At 41.5% G+C, this 22,731-nt stretch carries 20 protein-coding genes and 1 pseudogene; 10 read left to right on the plus strand and 11 right to left on the minus strand.

Going from position 1 to position 22,731, the window contains the following annotated elements; genetic code table 11:
* Window positions 1-103: 103 nt before the first annotated feature.
* Both MORIYA_RS00225 and MORIYA_RS00230 read right to left on the minus strand, forming a co-directional pair.
* The gene (locus MORIYA_RS00225; RefSeq protein ID WP_197713337.1) at window positions 104-829 is read right to left on the minus strand and encodes an HNH endonuclease; all 726 of its coding nucleotides are present in this window, start codon (window positions 827-829) and stop codon (window positions 104-106) included.
* Window positions 830-984: 155 nt separating this feature from the next.
* On the minus strand, window positions 985-1,161 hold the full coding sequence (locus MORIYA_RS00230; RefSeq protein WP_112711676.1) for a DUF3606 domain-containing protein: 177 nt from the start codon (window positions 1,159-1,161) through the stop codon (window positions 985-987).
* Between the two features lie 276 nt (window positions 1,162-1,437).
* Between MORIYA_RS00230 and MORIYA_RS00235 the strand changes: the two genes are divergently transcribed.
* Window positions 1,438-2,325: a site-specific integrase gene (locus MORIYA_RS00235; RefSeq protein ID WP_112711678.1), complete on the plus strand. Its 888-nt coding sequence runs from the start codon at window positions 1,438-1,440 to the stop codon at window positions 2,323-2,325.
* Window positions 2,322-3,383, plus strand: a complete 1,062-nt coding sequence (locus tag MORIYA_RS00240; protein WP_112711680.1) for an IS91 family transposase — start codon at window positions 2,322-2,324, stop codon at window positions 3,381-3,383. Before MORIYA_RS00235 ends, MORIYA_RS00240 begins: the two co-directional genes overlap by 4 nt.
* A gap of 258 nt (window positions 3,384-3,641) precedes the next feature.
* Here the strand turns inward: MORIYA_RS00240 and MORIYA_RS00245 are convergent, their stop codons facing one another.
* The 7 genes and pseudogenes from MORIYA_RS00245 to MORIYA_RS00270 form a co-directional block, all read right to left on the minus strand.
* Complete coding sequence (locus MORIYA_RS00245; RefSeq protein WP_112711682.1) at window positions 3,642-4,505, minus strand: HNH endonuclease; 864 nt, start codon at window positions 4,503-4,505, stop codon at window positions 3,642-3,644.
* Between the two features lie 122 nt (window positions 4,506-4,627).
* A complete protein-coding gene (locus tag MORIYA_RS00250) occupies window positions 4,628-5,014 on the minus strand; it encodes a hypothetical protein (protein ID WP_112711684.1) in 387 nt (128 codons plus the stop codon).
* A 355-nt stretch (window positions 5,015-5,369) separates the two neighbouring features.
* Window positions 5,370-6,300, minus strand: a pseudogene (locus tag MORIYA_RS00255) (IS91 family transposase).
* On the minus strand, window positions 6,279-6,587 hold the full coding sequence (locus MORIYA_RS21130; RefSeq protein WP_232011437.1) for a tyrosine-type recombinase/integrase: 309 nt from the start codon (window positions 6,585-6,587) through the stop codon (window positions 6,279-6,281). Before MORIYA_RS21130 ends, MORIYA_RS00255 begins: the two are co-directional and overlap by 22 nt.
* 7 nt (window positions 6,588-6,594) lie before the next feature.
* Window positions 6,595-7,026, minus strand: a complete 432-nt coding sequence (locus MORIYA_RS21135; protein WP_232011438.1) for a tyrosine-type recombinase/integrase — start codon at window positions 7,024-7,026, stop codon at window positions 6,595-6,597.
* Window positions 7,027-7,621: 595 nt separating this feature from the next.
* Window positions 7,622-9,808: a bacteriohemerythrin gene (locus MORIYA_RS00265; protein WP_112711686.1), complete on the minus strand. Its 2,187-nt coding sequence runs from the start codon at window positions 9,806-9,808 to the stop codon at window positions 7,622-7,624.
* Window positions 9,809-9,980: 172 nt separating this feature from the next.
* Window positions 9,981-12,383 (minus strand): Lon protease family protein, encoded by a 2,403-nt coding sequence (locus MORIYA_RS00270; protein ID WP_112711688.1) that lies wholly within the window; start codon window positions 12,381-12,383, stop codon window positions 9,981-9,983.
* Between the two features lie 116 nt (window positions 12,384-12,499).
* Here MORIYA_RS00270 and MORIYA_RS00275 point away from each other — a divergent pair, with 116 nt between their 5' ends.
* From MORIYA_RS00275 to MORIYA_RS00295, 5 genes are all read left to right on the plus strand, one after another.
* Window positions 12,500-13,120 carry a 3'-5' exonuclease gene (locus MORIYA_RS00275; RefSeq protein WP_112711690.1) on the plus strand — a complete coding sequence of 207 codons (621 nt, stop codon included), beginning with the start codon at window positions 12,500-12,502 and terminating at the stop codon, window positions 13,118-13,120.
* A gap of 144 nt (window positions 13,121-13,264) precedes the next feature.
* A complete protein-coding gene (locus tag MORIYA_RS00280) occupies window positions 13,265-14,236 on the plus strand; it encodes a CHAD domain-containing protein (protein ID WP_112711692.1) in 972 nt (323 codons plus the stop codon).
* A gap of 83 nt (window positions 14,237-14,319) precedes the next feature.
* Complete coding sequence (locus MORIYA_RS00285) at window positions 14,320-15,210, plus strand: DUF350 domain-containing protein (RefSeq protein WP_112711694.1); 891 nt, start codon at window positions 14,320-14,322, stop codon at window positions 15,208-15,210.
* Between the two features lie 169 nt (window positions 15,211-15,379).
* Complete coding sequence (locus MORIYA_RS00290) at window positions 15,380-17,128, plus strand: polyamine aminopropyltransferase (protein WP_112711696.1); 1,749 nt, start codon at window positions 15,380-15,382, stop codon at window positions 17,126-17,128.
* Between the two features lie 69 nt (window positions 17,129-17,197).
* Window positions 17,198-17,509 (plus strand): S-adenosylmethionine decarboxylase family protein, encoded by a 312-nt coding sequence (locus MORIYA_RS00295; protein ID WP_112711698.1) that lies wholly within the window; start codon window positions 17,198-17,200, stop codon window positions 17,507-17,509.
* A 26-nt stretch (window positions 17,510-17,535) separates the two neighbouring features.
* On the opposite strand, the gene MORIYA_RS00300 is transcribed toward MORIYA_RS00295, so the two are convergent.
* Window positions 17,536-18,291, minus strand: coding sequence for a TSUP family transporter (locus tag MORIYA_RS00300; protein ID WP_174216884.1), 756 nt, complete (start codon window positions 18,289-18,291; stop codon window positions 17,536-17,538).
* Between the two features lie 164 nt (window positions 18,292-18,455).
* Here MORIYA_RS00300 and MORIYA_RS00305 point away from each other — a divergent pair, with 164 nt between their 5' ends.
* Window positions 18,456-19,340, plus strand: a complete 885-nt coding sequence (locus tag MORIYA_RS00305) for a LysR substrate-binding domain-containing protein (RefSeq protein ID WP_112711702.1) — start codon at window positions 18,456-18,458, stop codon at window positions 19,338-19,340.
* Window positions 19,341-19,366: 26 nt separating this feature from the next.
* On the opposite strand, the gene cra is transcribed toward MORIYA_RS00305, so the two are convergent.
* Window positions 19,367-20,350 carry a catabolite repressor/activator gene (cra, locus tag MORIYA_RS00310; protein ID WP_112711704.1) on the minus strand — a complete coding sequence of 328 codons (984 nt, stop codon included), beginning with the start codon at window positions 20,348-20,350 and terminating at the stop codon, window positions 19,367-19,369.
* A gap of 308 nt (window positions 20,351-20,658) precedes the next feature.
* Between cra and fruB the strand changes: the two genes are divergently transcribed.
* Complete coding sequence (gene fruB / locus MORIYA_RS00315) at window positions 20,659-21,774, plus strand: fused PTS fructose transporter subunit IIA/HPr protein (RefSeq protein ID WP_112711706.1); 1,116 nt, start codon at window positions 20,659-20,661, stop codon at window positions 21,772-21,774.
* Window positions 21,774-22,721: a 1-phosphofructokinase gene (pfkB, locus tag MORIYA_RS00320; protein ID WP_112711708.1), complete on the plus strand. Its 948-nt coding sequence runs from the start codon at window positions 21,774-21,776 to the stop codon at window positions 22,719-22,721. The genes fruB and pfkB overlap by 1 nt, the downstream gene beginning before the upstream one ends.
* Window positions 22,722-22,731: the final 10 nt, after the last annotated feature.

Genomic DNA, 22,731 nt, shown 5'->3' on the forward strand with positions numbered 1-22,731 from the left:
AGATCAAACACGTTATTTACTATATAAAGAAGGGCTCGGGCTTGTTCAACACCCGAATAAGGTGTCGGCTGCGCGACACCTATTCTTATATGTTATGTGCTGATTACGATAAACCTAATTGTTTTTTTAAAGCGCTAATTGAAAGAGCTGGTTTTGTTCTGTGCAACATTGAATGGCAATTAGGACAAACAGGTCTTAGATCTTTAATTGGCTCAACAATATACTCTTTACCAATTTCGGCTATATCTAAAATATGGTGAACATGAATAAATCCAGTACCAATAGAACCATAAGTATTTTCAAAATTAAAATCACATACAAAACAAGAAACACCATAATGCTCAATACATAAAGAGCGAGCCTTTCGGCTTCGTTCGTATGTATTGACTAACACTTTGGTTTTTGCACCCTCAACAATTGATGCATCATCAATTTCATCTGGAAAGATATGCTCATCAATATTTATTGAGAACTCTATAATTAAATCCTCAACGAGCTTTTGAGTTTGGACTTGGCGACCATGACCAAGTGAGTTGTAATAAGTCACATGTTCAGAGACTAAACGTAATGATTTGGTGAATGATGCCATTCCAAAATCGTTAAGTATTTGACGGAGGAAAAATTCAGTACCAGCTAAATTCATAGTTCTTTTATAAACAAAGCCATTCATTAAATATTTGAAGTTTTGTATATAGTCTTGAGTCGATCCTTTACCCATCCAACCATTTTCAATCGAGGTTTTGATCGCTTCACCACGTGGCATACCACTGAAATGTACTTGTTTGGCAAGTTCATATACATGTTTAATTGAATCTAATTCGATTTTCACAGAAACTCCTTTAAGCACATAACGCCTCAAGCAGCGGCTGCGTGCTGGCGCTGTTTTTGCGTGTTTATTGCAAAAAATGCGACAGTGTTAGCAGTCCGACTGGCTTGACTTGTTAAGTGCGGCATAGATTGAAACACCATGCCGCAGATAGAAACTTAGTTATTCAACCAAGCTCTAACATCAACAACCATAACACCCACTGCGGCAACAGCTTCGCGCAACTTAGCTTCCGAAATTGATAAAGCTCCTGTCCAATAGGTAATTTCCCAAGATTGATTAAGGTTGATTTTTTTTGGGTCTTCAGGACCTTTACGCTTTAAATTATCACTCATTCTAACATCCATCTAGTTTTCAACTACCAACATTGATAGTTATAATATTAATGGGGATAATTAATTTAATTTCAACCCTTTAGCACTTCACGCCCAACTAACTGGTGAGGATTGCTGGCGCGGGTTTTGCGTGCTTTTGCAAAACACGTGACTGTAATTCGAATCCGCGTTGAGTTGCTTGTTGAACGAAGCCGCTGCGCGGCGGAGTAAACAAGCCAGCGTTCATACTAACCAATAGCATCACCATTATGGTGGTGCCTTATTGGAGCTATCAGTATGAATCATTCACAACAGCAACGATTTAATTTTCTTTATGAACAACATCTTATCAATCTAAGGCTGCAAGGTAAACGACCAGCGACCATTGATGCCTATTCTCGTGCGGTTCGACGCATTTCTACTTATTTTGATAAATCTCCCGATGGATTAACTACTGCCAATTTAAAAGACTATTTCAACAGCCTGATCCAGACCCACTCTTGGAGCACCGTTAAAATCGACCGTAATGGCTTACAGTTTTTCTACCGCTACACCCTCGACAAACAATGGGAATGGCTAAGTATTGTCAAACCGCCGCAAGTTAAACGTCTGCCCGATATCTTGACGCCAGCGCAAATAAGCAAAATGATAAGTGCGACGAAGAAACAGCGCTATCAAGTGTTCTTTCTCACCCTTTACAGCATGGGCCTGCGATTAAGCGAAGGCTTAAACCTTACCGTTCATGATATTGATAGCCAAACCATGCAGGTTCATATCCGTGATGCTAAGGGTGGCAAAGATAGATTAGTACCGCTGCCAAAACGTACGCTACATGCTCTGCGTTGCCACTGGCAAACGCACCATCACGCGCGACTTATTTTCCCTGGACTCGGTAATGGCATGAATTCGCCGATGGATAAAGGCGGCATTCAAAAAGCCATCAAACAAGTATTACGTGACTGTCATATTAATAAACTCGTCAGCCCGCATTCACTCCGACATTGCTTTGCTACGCATTTACTCGAAGGCGGATTGGATTTACGCTCACTGCAAGTGTTACTCGGTCATGCCAGCCTTAATACTACCGCTAGATATACTCAACTCACGCAATTGAAACAACGTGATGCGGCCGTTGCCATTAATCAGCTTGCTGACAAGTTAGCGTTAGATTGGAGCTTGGCATGAGTACATTTATTGATTTATTGCGCATTCATCATGACGAGTTTGAACGGCAATTTGGTAATCAACTTTCTCACGACAGTCGCCGCGCCATCTACGCCATGTTAAGTTGCAAAACGGGGCAACAAGGTTGTTCGCAATGGATTTGTTCTCATTGCCAACATGATGACCGTTTGCCACTGTCCTGCGGCCATCGGCATTGTCCGCAATGCCAGCAGCGCACCACCTCCGATTGGCTTATGCGCCAACAATCGAAACTACTGCCCGTGCATTACTTCATGGTTACGTTCACTTTACCCAGTGAACTCAGGCCCTTGGCTTGCAGTCAGCCCAAAGCGCTTTATCAATCCATGTTCTCAGTCGCGGCTTCAATATTAAAAGACTTTGCCAGGCGTAAACACGGCGGTGAAATCGGCTTTACCACCGTTTTACATACTCACAGCCGGCAACGAAATTTACATCCTCACCTGCACATTATTGTCGCCAGTGGCAGCTACAATAAAACCCGAAACCAATGGCATAAAGGCAAGCGTAATTATCTGTTTAATGCCTTTGCACTAGCTAAAGTCTGGCGAGCAAGGATGCTTGATGCTATCAATCAGCACGCTGATTTATCACTGGCTAACACCGACACATTACCCACTAAATGGGTGGTTGATTGCCGAAAAGTCGGTTACGGTCTGCCTGCATTGCAATATTTATCGCGCTATTTGTATCGGGGCGTATTGCCCGATAAAGACATCATCGACACAAGCCATAATTCCGTGACCTTCAAATATAAAGACGGGCAAACTCAAGCAACGAAAACCAGAGCCTTACCAACGTTACAATTTCTCTGGCTTATCTTGCAACATGTGCTCCCCAAAGGATTACAGCGAGTGCGGGATTATGGGTTTTTACACGGTAATGCCAAGCGGTTACGTGTGCGTATCCAAGCAATATTGCTGCATCTGTTCAATTGGAAAATGCCTGAATTCGTCGCAACGATAACTGCGAAAGCAATCCGTATTTGTCCTTGCTGCCAGCATGAAATGAAATGCGTTGGCATCTCGCGAACGATCTAGCTGAAAGGCGTAACATAATAGGCATAATGGCGTTAACGTTACAGGTTGGAGAGATTAAATTTATGATTAAAATTGACTAGTTCATTGATAAATAACGGTTCTGTTATTTATCTCAATTTCGCTCGCCTTGGGTTTAGCCCAAGGCGAAGTACCCACCAAGATCAAACACGTTATTTACTATATAAAGAAGGGCTCGGGCTTGTTCAACACCCGAATAAGGTGTCGGCTGCGCGACACCTATTCTTATTTGTTATACATTCATTTACCAAATGCTACTTTAATAACATTTCCTGCTCTCAGTTCATATTTGTTCTCCAATTTCCACTTTGGATTTTGTTGCCATGCTATCCCTGAATTCAAGCTAAAGCCGACACCACAATGACTTATTACACACTGTTTAGCACTAATACCAAAAGCTTGAGTGCCTTTAGATGAAAAGTTAATGTTTGTACCACCAACCGCAAAATTAATTTCGACAACGGTAATTGGAAACTTAAACTCAACACTAACGTCAGGTGAAATATTGAACTTTTTTTGGAGTTCGAGTTCATCGCGTATTTCTGAAAATTTTAAATATAGATAGTCACCGTTATGGTAACTAACTTCCAGCTCTTTACCTTGTGGTGGAGATCTGAGATCTAATGGATTACCAATATTTTCCCAAGAGTTTTCTTCGATTATTACCCGCTCTTCGGGTAATAAGGAAAGCATACAAATACTCAACCTTTGATAACCATCACTATCTCGTTTGAACGATACGACATTATGACCATCAATTTGAACTGCTATCGGTGTTTCGTAAAATAAATTCCCTCCAACTATCGACAATAAATCTCTTCGTAACCAGTCTAGATTTCCTTGTACACTTTTAGAGTGAACCTTATTATTCTTGAATGCATGCAATTGCTCATTGGTATAAGCATATCCATCCGCTTTTTTGTGGTGTTGAGCACATAACGCAATCATCCCCTCGGGGTTATTATGAGGAGTAATATGTACAGGGGGATCAAAATGATGATATTCCAAATATGGATTACCACAATCCCGAACAGGACAGCCAAAGCCGACTTCTGATCGTAGCACCTCTTTTACCTTTTTAGGGATAGATGTCCGTTTTGCCATGATGCTCCAAGAATGTATAACGCCCATATTAAGCGGACTAAAATTGTTTGCCAAACTTGTTGAGGAACGAAACATGGCAAACTGTTTTAGTTCCGTTTAAATTGACTTGTTAAATGGCAAACTTACAAAGTAATTAACCCCATATTTTGGCCTTTACTTTCGAATGTTGTTTTTCTTACAATACCGACTTTACCACTTGCAGAGCCTAATGAAGCGGTTGCTCGCATGTCATTTTCAAAATAGCTTGAAGATAATTGGAAAAGTTCAAATGTGCCATTTTCAGACTGGAAGGCACCAATTATATAGTCAAGTCGCTCAAGCATTTTATAAGTAACACCAACACTATCAGTCGCTACTTTTGCACATTTAATTACGGCTTTACACCCGTTATGATTACACTCATTGCTTGCCTTTGAAATCATCGTTGCACCTATTTTTGATGCAATGGATCTTGCTGTTTCTCTGCCCCATTTATTAGCAGCAGCACCCGAATTTTTATTCTGTGACATTTGAAATACCTCTTGCCATTTAACGTCTTAGTATTTGTGCTTTGCGTTCTTTGCAAGGCTCAAATCGCTTGTTGGACTTGGCCGATGCCACGTCCAATCTATTCGGTATGCTTTATGCTATAGGAATTTGCTTTTATCGGGTAGGTATTTTTACGTAACTTGCTGTTAATCGCTTGATACTATTTACTCTTTGTTGCTTACACGTGCCTATTGTTATCATCTTCATGTACTTTTTTTGAGTGATAAATTCAACTTCCCACTTTTTAAAACAGCTCTGCCTCCCTCGTCGGTATTCATACCAACAAGGTATCTATTTTCTACTGTTTGCAATGACGTTACCGCCACCTTGACTTCATCAGCCTGACAATCGTAACGGTTCTCGATATCCTTGCATCATCATCTGCGACAGAGGTTTGATAATGCCGACAAACAGCAAATAGCCTTCCTTACATTGAGGACATAACCATTGACAACCTATTTCAACTGTTGTCTTTTCGGTTTTAGTGGGAGCCGATGATAACTGCTCTTTAATAAGCGCCAGTCTTTTTCGTTTGCAAGCGTTGGCTAAAAATCCAAAGTGGCGAACTCGCATCACGCCCTTAGGAAGTACATGCAATAAATAACGACGGATAAACTCATCCGCTGTGAGCTGCATCAGCTTGCTCAATAACTAATTCTCGATGCCTTAACGCTTGCATCATCTTAGCTCGATACACATTAGCAAGGGCTTTTACTGGAAACAAATAATCCGATGTTACCCCATGCCATTCTCCTTGCGAGGTTAACACCCCTCCGGGAATTAAGCAGTGCAAATGAATATGTTGCGTCAGGGTTTGTCCCCACGTATGCAAAACTACTGTACCGCCGAGTTGACCTTGCAAGTGTTTGCGTGTCATCCCAAATTGGCTCAGTGTCTGCCACACTGCTTCAAACAGTGCGCTATACAATTCCTTGGCTTTATAGTGCGCCAAAATATTCAGCTCGTGAGGCAAAGTAAACACCAGATGGAAATAGCGACAGTTTAGCACTTCAGTTTGTTGCTTCTCTATCCACGCTTGCGTCTGCTGCCCTTGGCATCTCGGACAATGCCGATCTCGGCAAGAACAAAAGATACGTTGTTCATAATGGCATGCTCCGCAACGCCATTGTTGCTCACCTAACGCTTGAGTGCGGCAAGCTTGAATATGCTGGCACACTAAAGATTGTTGCTGAGTCAATTTGTGCTGCTGTTGGTAATGCGCCAAATTAAGCGTGAGGATATCGCTCAGATGATTGGATGTTGCCATGACAAACCGCCTCCTAAATTAGCCAACAAGTCGGTGCCTTGGTGACCTAACTCTGGCGACCAATGTAAATACCTTTCCGTGGATTGAATACTTTGGTGCCCAAGCTGCTGTTGCAGTTGATTGAGTGGCATACCCGCTTGTAATTGGTGAGTGGCATAAGCATGCCGTAAGCTGTGTGGACTACAAGGTTTTGTTATTCCTGCTTTTTTGGCTGCGCAAGTTAGTCCTTTACGAAATGTGGATTCATGAATCGGGAAAATAACACCATGCCAGCGAGAACCAAACAACCAAGTATCAGGGTGATACTGTTGCCAGTATTACACGTAAACCACAGCCGTAACACAACGCCACCATGGCTCTGTGTTTATTCGTTTTACAATAGTAAATGACCGCAGAAATATCTTGCGGTGTTAATAGTTGTGGCAGTTTTTCTTTTCGTTTAGGTAAACAAACTGAGATAGTAAAACTGCGATGTAAGACGTGCTCAAACAGAAAATGAATACCATTAAGGTGTAGCTTTAATGTTGCTCTACAATGGTGTTTTTCCAAATTAAAATAGCGGAAATACATTTCCAACTGTTTATCTGAAATAGTATCGAAAGGTTGCCCAAAATACTTATACAGTTGATTTATAACATAACGGTAAGAGTTCCGTGTTCGCTCAGAGTAACCTCTTAAGGTGATTTCTTCGTTGAATTGTTGCAGTAGTTGTCGCAGTTGTCGCATGACATACCTCCTAAGCAGGGATGGTCCCTAGAGGTAAGTGTGGAACAATTGGTGAGATTTTGGCTCCGCGCAGCGGCTTAGTTCAACAGTGTATTATACAGACGTCTTCATAAGTCTTTTTTCAGACGACTGCAAAATTTTTAAATACTATTTTAAACTAACTTATAAATCAATGCATTACATACTTTTATTAAATCAGAACTTGACCACTCTATTCCGCAAAATTGAGACTTTTATTTATAGGGGTCTCTATAAGTCAATTTAATAAAGAACATAAGCTTTATATTTCAATACATTAGCTTTTTACAAAAAGTGAAGCTGAGACTGTTTGGCAATATAAGTAATCCATGTTTAGCAAAAAATGATTAGATTTCATTATACTTGTATGCAAAGCCAGTTTTGACTTAAGGAAAACGCCCGAACGTATGTGTCGAACAGCTGACATTTTTTTAGCTAGCCAACACGGCGTTCTTTTTCACTTAACCACAGAAATAATACATCAACAAATGTATGGAAAGTCGATATGAGTATATTGTAAGAAAGTCAAAGCTCTAAGCCACTTTGGGGCATAATTAAGTTAGCGGTGAAATTAAGTTTATCGATTATCTACCATCACACAATTTCGACCATTATCTTTTGCTCGATAAAGTGCTTTGTCGGTATGTGCGATAAATTCCTTAGCATTAAATGAATCGTACTCGTGCCATTCTGCCAGTCCAATGCTCACGGTTAGGCGAATATTATCTTGACCATAAGGCACCTGCAGTTCACTCACATTATGGCGGAGTCGTTCGGCAATGATGTGTGCTTGTGCGCTGTTCGTTTCGGGCATTAAAATAGCAAATTCTTCACCACCAATACGAGCGACGATATCGGATGATTTAACACTATTAAAGCAGGTGTCATAGAAATCACGTAGGACTTGATCGCCGCCACCATGACCATAAGCGTCATTGATCTTCTTAAAGTGATCAATGTCGAGCAGTAGTAATGACAACTTCTGTTTATCGTGTTTGGCAAAACCAATTTCTTGTTTCAGGACAAGGTTAAATTTACGTCTATTTAATGCGCCTGTGAGTGCATCTCTTGACGCTAGTTCGCGGTATTTATCCCGTTCTTTACGTCGGACGAGTAACGATTGTTGCTGACGTTTAATAATATTTTTTGATATGTCAGCCTGTAAAAGCTTTCTACGTAATGTTTCATAAGCATCATTCATCGCACCAATTTCATCATTGGAGGTGTATTCATGCATTTGCTGGTTATAACGGCCTAATGTAACTTGCTTCAAAGCATACGTAATACGGCGAATAGGGGTGATGACACTGTGATAGAGGACAGTGAAAAGTAACGTATTAAAGATGACGATGGTGCTAATAATAATGAGTACTAGGTAAAATCGTTGCTCTAATTTACCTAATTTTTGTTGTGTTTTAACATCGAGGTCTTTGATTATTTTATCTGTGACTATTTTTATGTCATCAATCCGGTTTGTTAGCTGAATAAACCAAAATTGACTGTTTTGATGCGTATCTGGTTGCAGCATGAAATCGGTCACTGTGTTATTAATAAATTCTTTTTGGGCTGTAATATTACACAAGCGACCACAAGCATGTTGCTGTGCGGGTGTTGCTGAATAATTAAACACAAAGATAGCATTAAGCTGCATGCCAAGTTGTATGTATAGTTGTTTGTAGCGCTCACTATGAATTAAATCATGTACCGATAGTTTACTATCGATGAGCAGTGTACCTATCTCTCGTTGTCGCCCAAGAATTTCTTTCAATCCGAGGATAGCATTGATCGCGGTAATATTATGGGCAAATTGGGCATCCATCTTGATCTGTGATAAACGATTTACCCGTGACAATAACCGGGCAATAATGTCATTGTATTCTGCTAACATTTGCTCACTGGTTATGCTGATATTTTTTAAACCACTTCGAAATATATTTAATTCAGCAATATCAATTTTGGTCGAGTTAATAAACTCGATTAACAAAGGTTCTGTTAATAACGCCTTGCGTGAATTCAGTAGCGTTGAAAATGTATCTATTTCATTCTTAGTTTTGCGTTGTTGTGCGGTGAGGACCTGAGAAAAACGCTGGTAGTCTGAACTTATGTAGCTCGAGAGTAACCCTCGTTCAACTTGTAAGTTATGTGTTAGTGAATTTACTTGTTGCACGATCTGAGTGAGGTTTTCTAATAGCAGCATATTTTTGTATTGTTGGTAATTGTCTTTGACCGCAATAAAGCTGAGCAACAACATACCAATAATTGGTAATAGCGAGGTAATAAGCACGCGAGTAGAAATGTTGATGCGATAGCTTAGCCATTCAGACGTACGCCGAAATATGGAGGTTAATGATGTCGAATGTTTTTTTTCATTATGAAAAGCCTGCACATAATCCATATCGGATATAAGAATGTGTTCAATAACCCAATCATATAAAAATTGACTGACTTGTTCTGCCGCCTCTACATTATTCGAATTTAACAGTTTATGTTTTAATTCGGGGAGCTGATTTAAAAAAGTTTGATGCTCCTTTTGGTGCTCAATAAAATTGTTGAACGCCAATGTCTGCATTAAGGCTTCTTCTTGTTTAAAATGAGCGGTAGTACAAGCAGTAAGGTCAGAGAAATATTTTTCGATGGTTGCAGCATTACAGTTAGTATCAATCGCTTCGATAATAGCTGAAATAACAGAGAAGATCTTTTTATGGTCAGTATCAATCTCATCGATACCGACACTCATCTCTTCATTCCATTCGAGGCTAATCATTAGTGCGACTACTTACCGTTGATTAAAGAATCTGCAGTATAAAATTTCATTGATTTAAGTCAACTTATTTAGCTAATGTTTTACCCCTAAATGAGTGGTCATTCATGTTTATGGTCATTAACAGGGAATACCTTGATATTCAATGTCAGTTATTTATTATGCTGGAATCAGTTTAGGTATTTGAGGCGGCGTTGTGATGGTCTTTTCTGAGATTGGTTAATCGGTGTTGGGTAATGCCAAACACCGAATTGTGTGCGTATTCTCCTTTATTGTTCATTGAACCCGCGATAATGTTGGTGAGTAACTGAATAGCGTCAGTGACATGGTCAATTGCCCATATATGGAATAAACCTTGCTCAACGGCCTCAATAACATCGTTTCGTAGCATGAGATTATGTACATTAGTGCGCGGAATTATCACCCCTTGTGTTGATAATTGTGTAATCGATGAACAAACATCAAAAAAACCTTCAATCTTTTCATTTACCCCGCCGATGGGTTGGGCATGACCAAATTGATCCATGGACCCGGTGATGGCGATATCTTGACGTAACGGTACTTGCGAAAATGCAGAAATAATAGCACAGCATTCGGCAAGCGAAGCGCTGTCACCATCGACTTGACCGTAAGATTGTTCGAACGTCAAACGTGTCGTGAGTGGGATCGTGACAGTTTGGCCAAATACCGATGCAATATAAGCGGATAGGATCATCACGCCTTTGGAATGGAGGTTACCACCAAGCTTCACTTTACGTTCAATATCAAAAATTTCCCCTTCGCCAAAGGAGGCTGTTGCGGTGATACGCCCTGGGATACCAAATTCGCTGTCTGATGTTGCAATCACGGAAAGTGCATTAATTTGTCCTATCACACTACCCTTAATATCAATGAGAGTGGCACCATTGATAAAGCTTTGCAGTAGATAGTCTTGTAATCTACCGGCTCGTTGCTGTTTGTTTGTCAGCGCTTGTTCAACATGGTGATGACGTATAAGCGTGGCATTTGCAAGACGTGCACAATAATTACTTTCACGTAATAAGTTGGCGATATCAAGTGAATGCAAAGAGAGCTTATCTTGATCTTCAGCTTGGCGTGAGCTGTACTCGATGATCCGACTCATGGCTTTACGATCGCAATGTAGCATATTGTTATCGTGTACGATACTCGAAATGAATTGTGCGTAGTGTGCTTCTGCAATGTCTGTTCTGGGCATGACATCTTCAAAATCAGCGGTAACCCGAAATAATTCTCTGAACTCAGGATCATATTGTTGCAGCAGTTGATACGTCTGATAATCACCAAAGAGAATGATCTTAACGGAGAGTGGTATTGGTTCGGGGTCTAACGAAATGGTACCGGATAAACTGACCTCGCGTTCCAATGAACTTAAGTTTAATTTGTTGGCGCGCAAGGCGCGTTTCAAGCCATCCCAAACATAAGGTCGCTCTAGTACTTTGACCGCATCAATCATCAACACCCCGCCATTAGCACGGTGTAAACTACCAGCTCTGATCAAAGAGGCATCGGTAAACACGGTACCTTTGAAGGTTGCACTTTCGATATAACCAAAAATAGTATGGTAATTAGGGCTGTCCTCGACCACGATAGGGAAGGAGTTGGTTTCTTGACAAACGAGCACGTTAATTTGATAGCGGCGGGGCATTTTTTTATCTAACGCGGCATAAGCCAAAGAGATATCATCCTCACTGCCTTCAACAAAGATCTCAAGATTGTCTAATATGTCTTTATTCATCGCGATGAGATGCGATTTTACCTCGGCTAAATGATTGTACTTTTTTTTCAATGGCGTGGTGCAATGTATCAATACGTCCTGTGCGATTTGTTCGTCAAGCTTTTGGATCTTATCGGAGAACTTTTCTTCTAAAATAGTTAATTGACGGATAATGTCACGTAGCTGTATTTCTAATTCTGCAATTTTAGTTTCAAATCGTTTCTTTTTACTGTCACTTAATGCTTCAAAATCGTTTTCAGAGTAGGCTTCGTTTTTATCGTTCATGGCGACAAGCTGGTAATCGCCTTGTGCCGTTAATGTTAAGCTAATACTGTGCTGTCGGGCTGACTGGGTCAGATCTTGTAAAATAGCTTCTTGTTTGCTTTCTAATCGATTTTTTAGTTTCTCAGAGCGAGCGAAGTAGATCTCGTTATCAAAGGCCATCGGTAAAGCTTTGACTAAACGATGGATAAGATTATCGATATCTTTTTTAAATTGATGGGCAGAGCCCGCTGGCAATTTTAATACTTTTGGATGACGAGCTTCATCAAAATTAACCGTATAACACCAGTCAAAAATAGTATGATTATTACTGCTCGGTTCGTGTCGGTTAAGATAGCGTAATATCATCGTACGCTTGCCCAGACCGTTGTGACCGAGCGCGTAGATGTTATAACCTTTTTCTTTTATCGACATGGCGAATTCGACCGCTTGTTGTGCCCGGTCTTGGCCGATGATTTGATCGAGTGGCTGTAGATGTTTGGTTGATTTACAGTCGGCAGCAAGCTTGCTCAGTGTTGAGGTACGATACAACTGGCTACAATCTAGAGGTTTTATCGACATACAGTTCCCTCTTATAAAACAGCTATACCCCTAGTGTAGACATAGATCGCTTGTGTGAGCATACTGTTTTATACTTCACGGCTAGCTTATAAGCGACCAAAAGAGAGAGAATAGGAATGATAGTGAACGCTGACACCCTGATTATATTGGATTTCGAGACAACTGGGTTATCTCCCGATATGGGCGATCGTGCGATTGAGATCGGTGCGGTAAAAATTGAAGATGGTGAGATCACAGGGCGCTTTCAAGAACTCATGTACCCTGGTCGTCGGGTGAGCAGTTTTATTGCCGATTACACCAGTATAACTAATGATATGTTAGTCGACGCCGCACCTTGTGAAGAGGTGATGCATCGTTTTGCCGATTTTATCCAAGGTTATAATTTAGTGGCGCATAATGCCTCATTTGATAAGCGTTTTTTAGATGCTGAATTGACGCGTATTGGTCGCGGCTATGACGGTGAGTTTAGCTGTTCACTGCTGGTGGCAAGACGTATTTTTCAAGATGCACCGAGCCATAAATTGGGTGAGTTGATTAAATATGCCAATATCCCGTCGGGTGGTGGTTTTCACCGCGCGTTATTTGATTCGGAAATGACGACTAAACTCTGGTTGGTGATGCTAGATGAAATAAAATCACGCTATAGCCTAGCCCACATTCCTTTTAAGTTGGTACAAAAGTTGGCTAAAACACCAAAAAAATCAGTGGATAATTTTTTACGACGTTATGCTAATTAGCACGCTATAACCAATTGATTTTTTGATGCTTAGAACGTACAGTAACAAGGTATTAGAAAGCCAGAACGCGATGTGTAAATCAGTACTCGCAGAACGTCATGGTGTGATTTTATTAGAGTCGGTAGGCAAGATAGGTGACCATTTATGTCAATGATTAAACCATGGAAGTTAATAAGTCTGTTATTTATTTTACAGCTATTAGCTGGCTGTGAATCAAAACTTGAACAAACGCAAATGACAATTAACCAGCAAGTTGCTAGTACTGCACAGTCGCTTACTCGACTTGGGTCGGCAATTGAAACGGGTGCAGTGCGTAATGCAAGATTGTTATCTGAATATGCGCAAGTTTTAAAACAACAAAAACCAGAACTCACTCGTATCGCCAATTTGATCGCTGAAGATGCCACGCGACAGGGGCCTTTATATCAAAATTTGGCGATGCGATTAAATGATGTTAAAGCGGAAACGGTGACGTTAGACAATGCGGGCTTATTGCTTGATGAATTGACACGTATTAAGGAAGCGTCTAAACACAGCTTATTTAATGATGCGTTAACCGATCCGATTAATGTGTTGGCGGATATGTCCGATGGGCAACTTGCTCGTGTTGGTGCTATTAGTCAGCAGGCAGAACAAAATGGTGGTGGAGCTGATTACGGTGCTGGTAGTCAGATGGTCGGTAACCCGAATTACGGTAACTGGCAAAGCGGCAGTAGCGGTACCAGTTTCTGGCAGTGGTACGGTATGTATCGTATGTTGGGTGATTTAACGGGACGTGTTGGCTATTCAAATTGGAGCCAAAATCGTCGTTATAGTTACTACAATGACTATGGGCGTTCACGTTATACCAGCCCTAAGCAAAGTGTTCAGCAAGCTGCCGTTGAAACTAAAACGCGTAAATCATTTCAGCGTAAAGGCCAGACATTTAGCTCTCCTTATGCGAAAAAACGTTCAGGCGCTGCTGGCTTGAGTCGTTCTAGTTATACTCCAACAAAGACGGTGAGTAGCTATTCTAAACCGAAAAAGTCGTTCACTAGCAGTAAAGCGACCAGTAATACGGGATCATTTCGTAATAGTGGCAGCCGTACCTCACGTGGTGTTCGTCGCGGTAAATAGACAGTCTTGAGCGAATAGCGGCCTTGAACAAATAGATAGAACAGCCTTGAGCAAACAGATAGAACAAGTTATGGAGATTGAGTATGTACGAGTTTGATGGATTGACGATGTGGACGACACAAGCACTGATTATTGATTTTATTATCATCATTGCGTTATTTGTTAGTTTAAAAATGATCAAAGGCTGGGTTTCAAATTTACATGCCAATGATGAAATTGCCAAGCGTGATAATTTTGCTTTTGGTATTAGTTTTGCCGCAGGATTAGCCGGTCTGGCAATTGTATTAACTGGCGTCACCAGTGGTGATTTTGCTGATTCATTATTTGAAGAAGCAACACAAATGGCAGGGTATGGCTTATTAGCGATTGCGTTAATTAAAGCCGGTCATTTTTTCCAAGATAAGGTGGCATTACAAAAAGTCAGTCTGCACGATGAAATCGTAAAAGGTAATGTAACCGCCGCGTTTGTTGAGTTTGGTCATATTGTCACGGTTGCGATCGTGGTGCGTTCAGCGTTGATCTGGGTATTAACTGAAGGTTGGCATGGCTTACCTGTGGTGATTGCCGCGTTTGTTGTGGCTAATATCATTATGCTACTGGTGAGTAAGTATCGCGTACATTTATTTAAACGCACAGGAGACTGCTTACAACAACTTATTTTGGACGATAACTTGGCTGTTGGTATTCGTTATGCTGGGTTTTTAATTGGTTCGGGTTTAGCTATTACTGCGGCAACCGGTCTGGCACCGTATGCTGCTGATAATATCACCCAGAGTCTGATGTACTGGGCATTCTCAGCGATTATCAGTGTGGTTATTTTTGCTGTTTTACAATTAATCACCATTAAAGTGATTTTATCCGGTGTTGATATTGCTGATGAAGTCATTCGTCAGAAGAACATTGGTGTTGCGGTTATTTCGGCAGCGGTATCGTTTTCAATTGGTTTAACAATGGCGACGTTACTCGGTAGCTAATTCGCTATTGCGGCGATAATTTTCTAACCATAGTTATTTAAGCATGGTCATTTTAGAATAGTCATAGCTCAGACTCGATACCGATTGGCAGTAATAACAATGCTGACGTGTTATTGGGTCTGGGTTTTGTCATTCCTGAACACTCTATCTCAATACAGTAAGGCTCCGTGTGGAACACTCAGTTGTAAATAGTGATAATGAAGTAAAACAAGCACAGCAGCGTAAACGGTCATTATTGTTTCACGATGCGTTATTAATCTCGGTCATGATCATACTTGCTGGTTGTGGTTTGATCTATGAATACTTGCTTTCGCATTATGCAGGCAGGGTGTTAGGCTCGGTCGAAAGTGCGATTTATGCGATGATCGGTACCATGATTGTGGCAATGGGTATCGGCGCGTTTATGGCGCGTTGGTTTAAAGATGCGTTTACCGCATTCGCTTGGTTAGAAGCCTTGATCGCCTTAATTGGTATGAGCTGTATTTTGATTATTGCAGCGATAATCGCCGTGAGTTATAGTTTGCCACAGTTATTATCGGCGACGTTCAACTTACCTAGTAATGTGGTGCTCGATGGTTATTTACCGCAACAGTTAGAAAAAATCGCTAAATTCATGCCCTATGTGTTCGGTTTAATTCTCGGTATTTTGATTGGTATGGAGATCCCACTGATCGCTCGAGTGCGTCAGCAAGTATACGGTCGTTTTTTAGAAAATAACGCCGGTACTATCTATGGTGCAGACTATATTGGCGCTGGTATTGGTGCCGCGATTTGGGTTTCTATCATGCTGTCGTTGCCCATTATGGAAGCGGCGGCCTGGACGGCATTATTCAATGTTATCGCGGGCCTGGCATTCTTGTGGCGTTATCAAAATAAGATCCGTTGGGCGAAATTATTATTCCTTTGTCACTTGTTATTAATTGTATTGTTCTCGGTTATTTTAACCTTAGGCACAGGCTGGTTAGTGCAATTAAGCAGTGTATTATACAAAGATAAAGTGATCTATTCACAATCGACAAAATATCAGCACGTGGTGGTGACTGAGCGTTATTTGAAAAATAAAGCCGAACCAGTAACAGACTTGTTTATTAATGGTCATTTACAATTTTCCAGTGTCGATGAGCAGCTATATCACGACTTATTAGTGTATCCGGCAATGCTGGCGTCTAATCGTCATGATAAGGTGTTGATCATTGGTGGTGGAGATGGATTAGCACTGCGTAATGTACTGCGCTGGCCAGTGAAAACGGTGACTTTAGTGGATCTCGATGCGGAACTATTAGCACTATTTGGTGCCAATACAGTAGATTACGCAGCACCTGAAATGATCAAACAACGTATGTTGCGATTAAATGAAGCGTCATTACAAGATCCACGGTTAACCTTGTTTGCTACCGATGCATTTTTACAGGTAGAAAAACTACTCGATGAAGGGGCTAAATTTGATACCATAATTATTGATTTACCCGATCCGAATCACCCCGATTTGAATAAACTCTATAGTGATTATTTTTATAATCAGGTGCGGCAATTATTAGCCGCAGACGGGGCATTAGCCATACAATCAACCTCACCTTATCATGCCCAAAAAGCATTTTTGAGTATCGGTAAAACGGTGAAAGAAGCGGGGTTTTTACACGTTGAACAGTACCAACGTAATATCCCGTCATTTGGTCAATGGGGCTGGACGATAGCGACAACACGTGGCAAATCGGCAAGCCGACGTATAAAGGATGTCGATACTTTACCTGTGCCATCGAACTGGTTAAACAAAGAATTTTTATTAGCGTCGTTTGTTTTCCCCGGTAATTTTTATGACCGTATAGACACGATTGAGATTAATCGATTAGGCTCTGGGGTATTGTACGATTATAACCGTGAAGCGTGGCAAACAGAGTCTGAGCTGTATAAGAATTAGTTGCTGGGAATAATGATTAATACCCTGTAACTAGGTTATTTATTTTAATGTTAGTAAGTGAAAATAACAATGGAAGCAAAAATATATAATCAACGCTGGTGGTTAAGTAGTTGCGATAGTGAAGCACTTAAACGGGTGATTTCAGCAGAGCTTAATCGCGCCGGTTTTACGATATTGAACTTCGTTGAGCATTATTTTCAGCCACAGGGTTATACCGCGTTGTGGCTGCTAGCCGAAAGCCATGCCGCGGTACATACGTTTCCTGAAGAGGGGAAATCGTATGTCGAGTTATCCAGTTGTGCTGCTTCTTTATTAGAACATTTTGACCGTTACTTGCGTGATGCGGCGGCTAAACAGCAGTGGCAAGTAACGACGTCCTAGTTTGTATATTACATTCGTATAAAATGCTACGAATAGAGTAATTTCAAACTCATCGCGATAGACATGGTGACCATTAATGGTTTAATGATTTTAACGCCTTTTGATAATACTAAACGTGAGCCAAGTGTTGCCCCTAGCGCTTGGCCAACTAACATAATGCCCCCCAATGCCCAGAGTACCTTGCCACCTAATGCGAAAAACAAGAGTGACGCGATATTCGTCGCGAAGTTAAGTACCTTGGCGTGTGCCGTTGCTTTAGCCAATCCAAACCCAGCCAATGATACGAATGCCATGGCAAAAAAACTGCCAGTGCCTGGACCAAAGAACCCATCATACAAACCAATACCGAAAGCCGCCGTTACTGCAAATAGCGTTGGTGTCAGTAGTTGATGTTTATCTTCATCGCCAATTTGTTTGGACAACAAAAAATAACCGCCGATGGCAAGAATAAGAAAAGGTAAGATCACTTCCAGTATACTTGGGTCAATCGATTGGATCGCAATACTACCGAGTGCTGAGCCGACGAAAGTACAGGCGATGGCCAATTTCATTTTCTTCACATCGACCATGCCTTTACGAATAAAATAAAAACTGGCAAAGAAACTACCGCCACAGGCTTGCAGTTTGTTAGTTGCCAGGGCCGTTGCAGGAGGAAGACCCACCCATAATAATGCTGGAATAGTCAGTAGACCACCACCGCCAGCGATAGAATCAATAAAACCAGCGACCACAGCCACTAAAAATAATAGCCCAACAATTTCTGCTGATAATTGTAACGACATATCCAAACCCATGATGTTGTACTCCTGCGTGATTTTAATTGTAATATCTTGAAATAACCTGGGTATATAATCTTATTTGCACGATCAACGCAAAGGAGTTATCTTCTTTATAGTGTGAGATAAACTCACGCAGCGTGTGTCCGTTATTTTTGATGAGTATTGCTATGTATCCTAATTTACCGCCATTAAATGCCATGCGTGCTTTTGAATCTGCTGCAAGAAATGTGAGTTTTACGCTAGCAGCCAAGGAATTATTTGTGACGCATGGCGCTGTGAGCAAACAGGTGAAGATATTAGAGCAATACCTTGGTGTGAGCCTATTCATTCGCCAGCATCGAAAGTTAGTCCTTACTGAAGAAGCCAAGCCTTATTTGCTCAAGGTGCAGAATGCGTTGCAAACAATTAATAGTGCCACGCAAGAGCTCATATCCCAGCCACAATTGGCACAACGTATCGCCATTAATGTATTACCGAGTTTAACGATTAGTTGGTTAATCCCGAGTCTGGAAAGCTTTAAACTCAGCAATCCTAATTTATTTGTTGATTTATCAATTGGCGATTTTACAATTGATTTTACTCAACATCCGTATGACGTTGCGATACGCAGTGCGAAGACACCACCTCAAGGTTGCAATGTGATCAAGTTGATGGATGAAGATTTGTGCCTGGTGTGTTCGCCACAACTAGCCAAGCAGATGACATCACTGCATGATATCAACAAGATGACCTTACTTGAGCATACTTCGAGACCGGGTTTATGGCGTTATTGGGCAGATGATATTGGTATGGAATTAACCACAGGTAATAAGTTTGGTATGGAGCATTTTTATATGCTCAGTCAGGCTGCGGTAAGCAGTATGGGGGTGGCATTGATCCCGCGATTTTTTGTTGATCAGCAATTAGCCGATGGCAGCTTAGTGGTGCCATTTTCAGCCGGATTTGTCAGTCCATATAGTTATTATTTACTGACGCCTACGGCTAATCCATTACCGCTGAAAGTACAAACCTTCGTTGACTGGTTATTGCCTTTATTTGCACCGTATCGATAATCATATTTGCGCGTGACTTAGTTATATTAACGACGGATGATCTTTCGAGATACGACTTCAACACCCGGTTGATTGCGGCCATTCACGGCATTTAACGCCATTTTAAGTGCGTGTTCGGCAATTAATTCAAATTGCTGCGGTAATGATTGAATTTTGCTGGGTAAAAAATCTAATAAACGGTTATCACCAAAAGTAGCCAGCTTGGTTGTTGCCATTAAACTTGGGTTGAGTATCAAGCAATCTAGTACGCCTTCAAACAGCGTATACGAGGTGGCTAAGATGGCATCAGGAACAGTATCGTTATCTATCCATTGTTGCACTTGGGCTTGGCCTTGTTGTTGACTAAAGTGATCACCATAAGCGGTTAATTTTTTAACCGGGATACCATGCTGCTCAATCGCGGCTAAGAACCCTTGCTCACGCTCTTTCGATATACACAGGTCTGGTACTGCGCCAACTAAGCCGATAGAACAAATATCTTGTTGTAATAAGGCTTGGGTTAACTCATAAGCCCCGTCTAAGTCTTCGCTGATCACGCACGCAAAAATTTCATCATCCATGGCGCGATCTAATCCGATAACCGGCACACCATTGGCTTGAACAGTGCGGTAATAGCTGTGATCTGCAGGCAGGGCACTTGCCACTAATAACGCATCAATACGACGACTTAATAAGGTTTCTGCGACTTTAATTTCGGTATCCACATCATCATCAGAGCAAGAAATAATGAGCTGGTATCCGGCTTTACGCGCATCACGTTCAAGTAATTTGGCTAATTTAGCATAACTGCTGTTTTCTAAATCGGGAATGATTAAACCAAGCGAACGATTACTGCCACCGCGTAATGATTGTGCGGCATGATCGGGGCGGTAATTATGTTCATTAACGACAGCCATTACTTTCTTTTGGGTTTTTTCACTAATGCGGTATTTACCGGCTTTCCCGTTGATCACATAACTGGCTGTGGTACGTGATACACCGGCTAGTTTGGCTATTTCATCTAATGTCATGGTTGTTTCATCCCTAATCTGTGCGCTCGCTCATAGTTTCTGACATGATTTGTTATTGAACAATTGTAATCAGCCCAGAAACACTTCAGTATATTAGCTGAAAGGTTTCAGCAATGCCATTTATAATCATTTTGTCATCACTGAAGCCTTTTTAACGGCCTGGTTGCTGAAACGATTCAGCTGTCGTTTTTACGTATATTGAAAGCACAGAGTAAGTAAAAGAATAAATAAAGAGTAAGCAAATATTTAAACAAAGAGTAGTCGCACTATTACCGACGGTATTATTTACAGAAGTATGGAGAAAAGTTATGTTGTCACTGTCTTCGAATGACATTCAGTTAAATCAATCGGCGCCGAGCAAACAGCACGCCATTAAAGCCCTTGCGCAAAGCTTGGCGAACAAAACATACGTTGAAGCAAGTTATGTCGACGGTATGTTAGCGCGTGAAGCGCAGCACTCTACGTACTTAGGTAATGGTATCGCCATCCCGCATGGCACCGTTGATACACGTGACTTAGTCAATAAAACCGGAGTGCAGTTACATCATTATCCACAAGGTGTTGATTGGGGCGAGGGGCAAACTGTTTACCTCGCCATTGCGATCGCGGCTAAGTCAGATGAACATCTTGCTATTTTAAAGCAACTCACGCATGTGCTCAGTGCTGACGGCATCGAACAGCAACTACAGCAATGTGACAGTGCTGAATCGGTGATTACCTTGCTCGAAGGTAATCATCAGCAATCAGTCACACTATTAACTACTGACCTAGTGCAACTTGCTTTCCCTGCGCAAGACCTATCGCAACTTATTGCCGTGGCTGCGGGGTTACTTAAGCATCACCACTGTATTGATAATACCGGTGTCGCCGATGCGATTACATCACCTGCAACGTATCTTGGTCAGGGTTTATGGTTAGCGAAAACAACGAAGTCAGTAACCACTACTGCGATCTCATTTGTGACACCAGCACAGAAATTACAGCAAGGAAGTTTTGCCGTGGAAGGCATTATCATGCTGGCAAGTGCTAACCATTTACATCGAGATAATATGCAATGCGTGATTGATTTGATTTATAAACAACAGGTCAGTCAATTGTTTGATGCGGATGCCGAGGCCATTATCCGTTTATTAACAGCAGTAAAACCGAGCGGCATCACGGCCACATTCACTATCCATAACAGTCATGGCTTACATGCAAGACCAAGTGCAATACTGGTGAGCATCGCCAAGCAGTTTCAGGCCGATATTCAAGTTACCAATGCGGCGGGTAAATCAACCAATGCGAAAAGCTTAATGAAATTAATGTCTTTAGGCGTGCGTTGTGATGAAGCATTAACATTTACGGCGAATGGTGATGATGCGGAGCTAGCCCTAAAAGCCATAAGTGAAGGTATTGAAGCTGGATTAGGTGAAAGTAAATAATGACCATGCAATTAGCAAAATTAAAAGTAGTCACGGTAACGTTAAACCCCGCATTAGATTTAACCGGGCATTTACACACGCTGACGAAAGGCGCGGTAAACCAAGTTCAACACTGCGTATTAGCGCCTGCGGGTAAAGGCGTGAATGTGGCTAAAGTACTGGCGGAACTTGGTGCCGAGGTGACTGCTACTGGTTTTTTAGGCATTGAAAATGAAGCTGCTTTTTGTCAGTTATTTGAACGTATTAAGGTCACAGATAGGTTTATCCGCGTACAAGGTGCCACGCGCATCAACGTTAAATTAGTCGAAGCCAGCAGCCAGGTCAGTGATATTAATTTTCCGGGGGTGAGCGTCACGGCTGCCGCGATTGCGGAATTTGAAACCATGCTATTTAACCTATCCCTTGATCATGATGTATTTGTCATTGCGGGTAGTTTGCCTATTGGCGTGACACCTGAGCAATGTGCGCATTGGATCGCACAGTTACAGCAGGCAGGTAAGAAAGTATTTTTTGATAGCAGTAATGCCGCGCTGACTGCGGGTATTGCGGTTCAACCTTGGTTAATCAAACCGAACGATGAAGAATTGCTGCATTGGGCGAAAGGTGGCCCACTGGCCGATCAGTCTTTGGCAGAAATAGCTGAGCAGTTATCAAGTACAGGTATTGCCAACGTGGTGGTATCACTGGGTGCTGAAGGGGTGATGTGGTTAAACAAAGAGGGATGGTTACAGGCACAACCACCCACCATGGATGTGGTCAGTACTGTCGGCGCGGGTGATACTTTGGTCGCGGGTATGTGCTGGGGTCATCTCAATAACTGGGATAAAAAACAAACATTAAGTTTTGCGACGGCGTTATCTGCATTAGCAGTAACACAAGTGGGTGTTGGCGTTAAAGATTTAAATGAAGTGATCACCTTGAGTGAACGCATCACTATTTGCGAATAAAGGGATATTA

Source organism: Moritella yayanosii (assembly GCF_900465055.1).
Taxonomy (GTDB): Bacteria; Pseudomonadota; Gammaproteobacteria; order Enterobacterales; family Moritellaceae; genus Moritella; species Moritella yayanosii.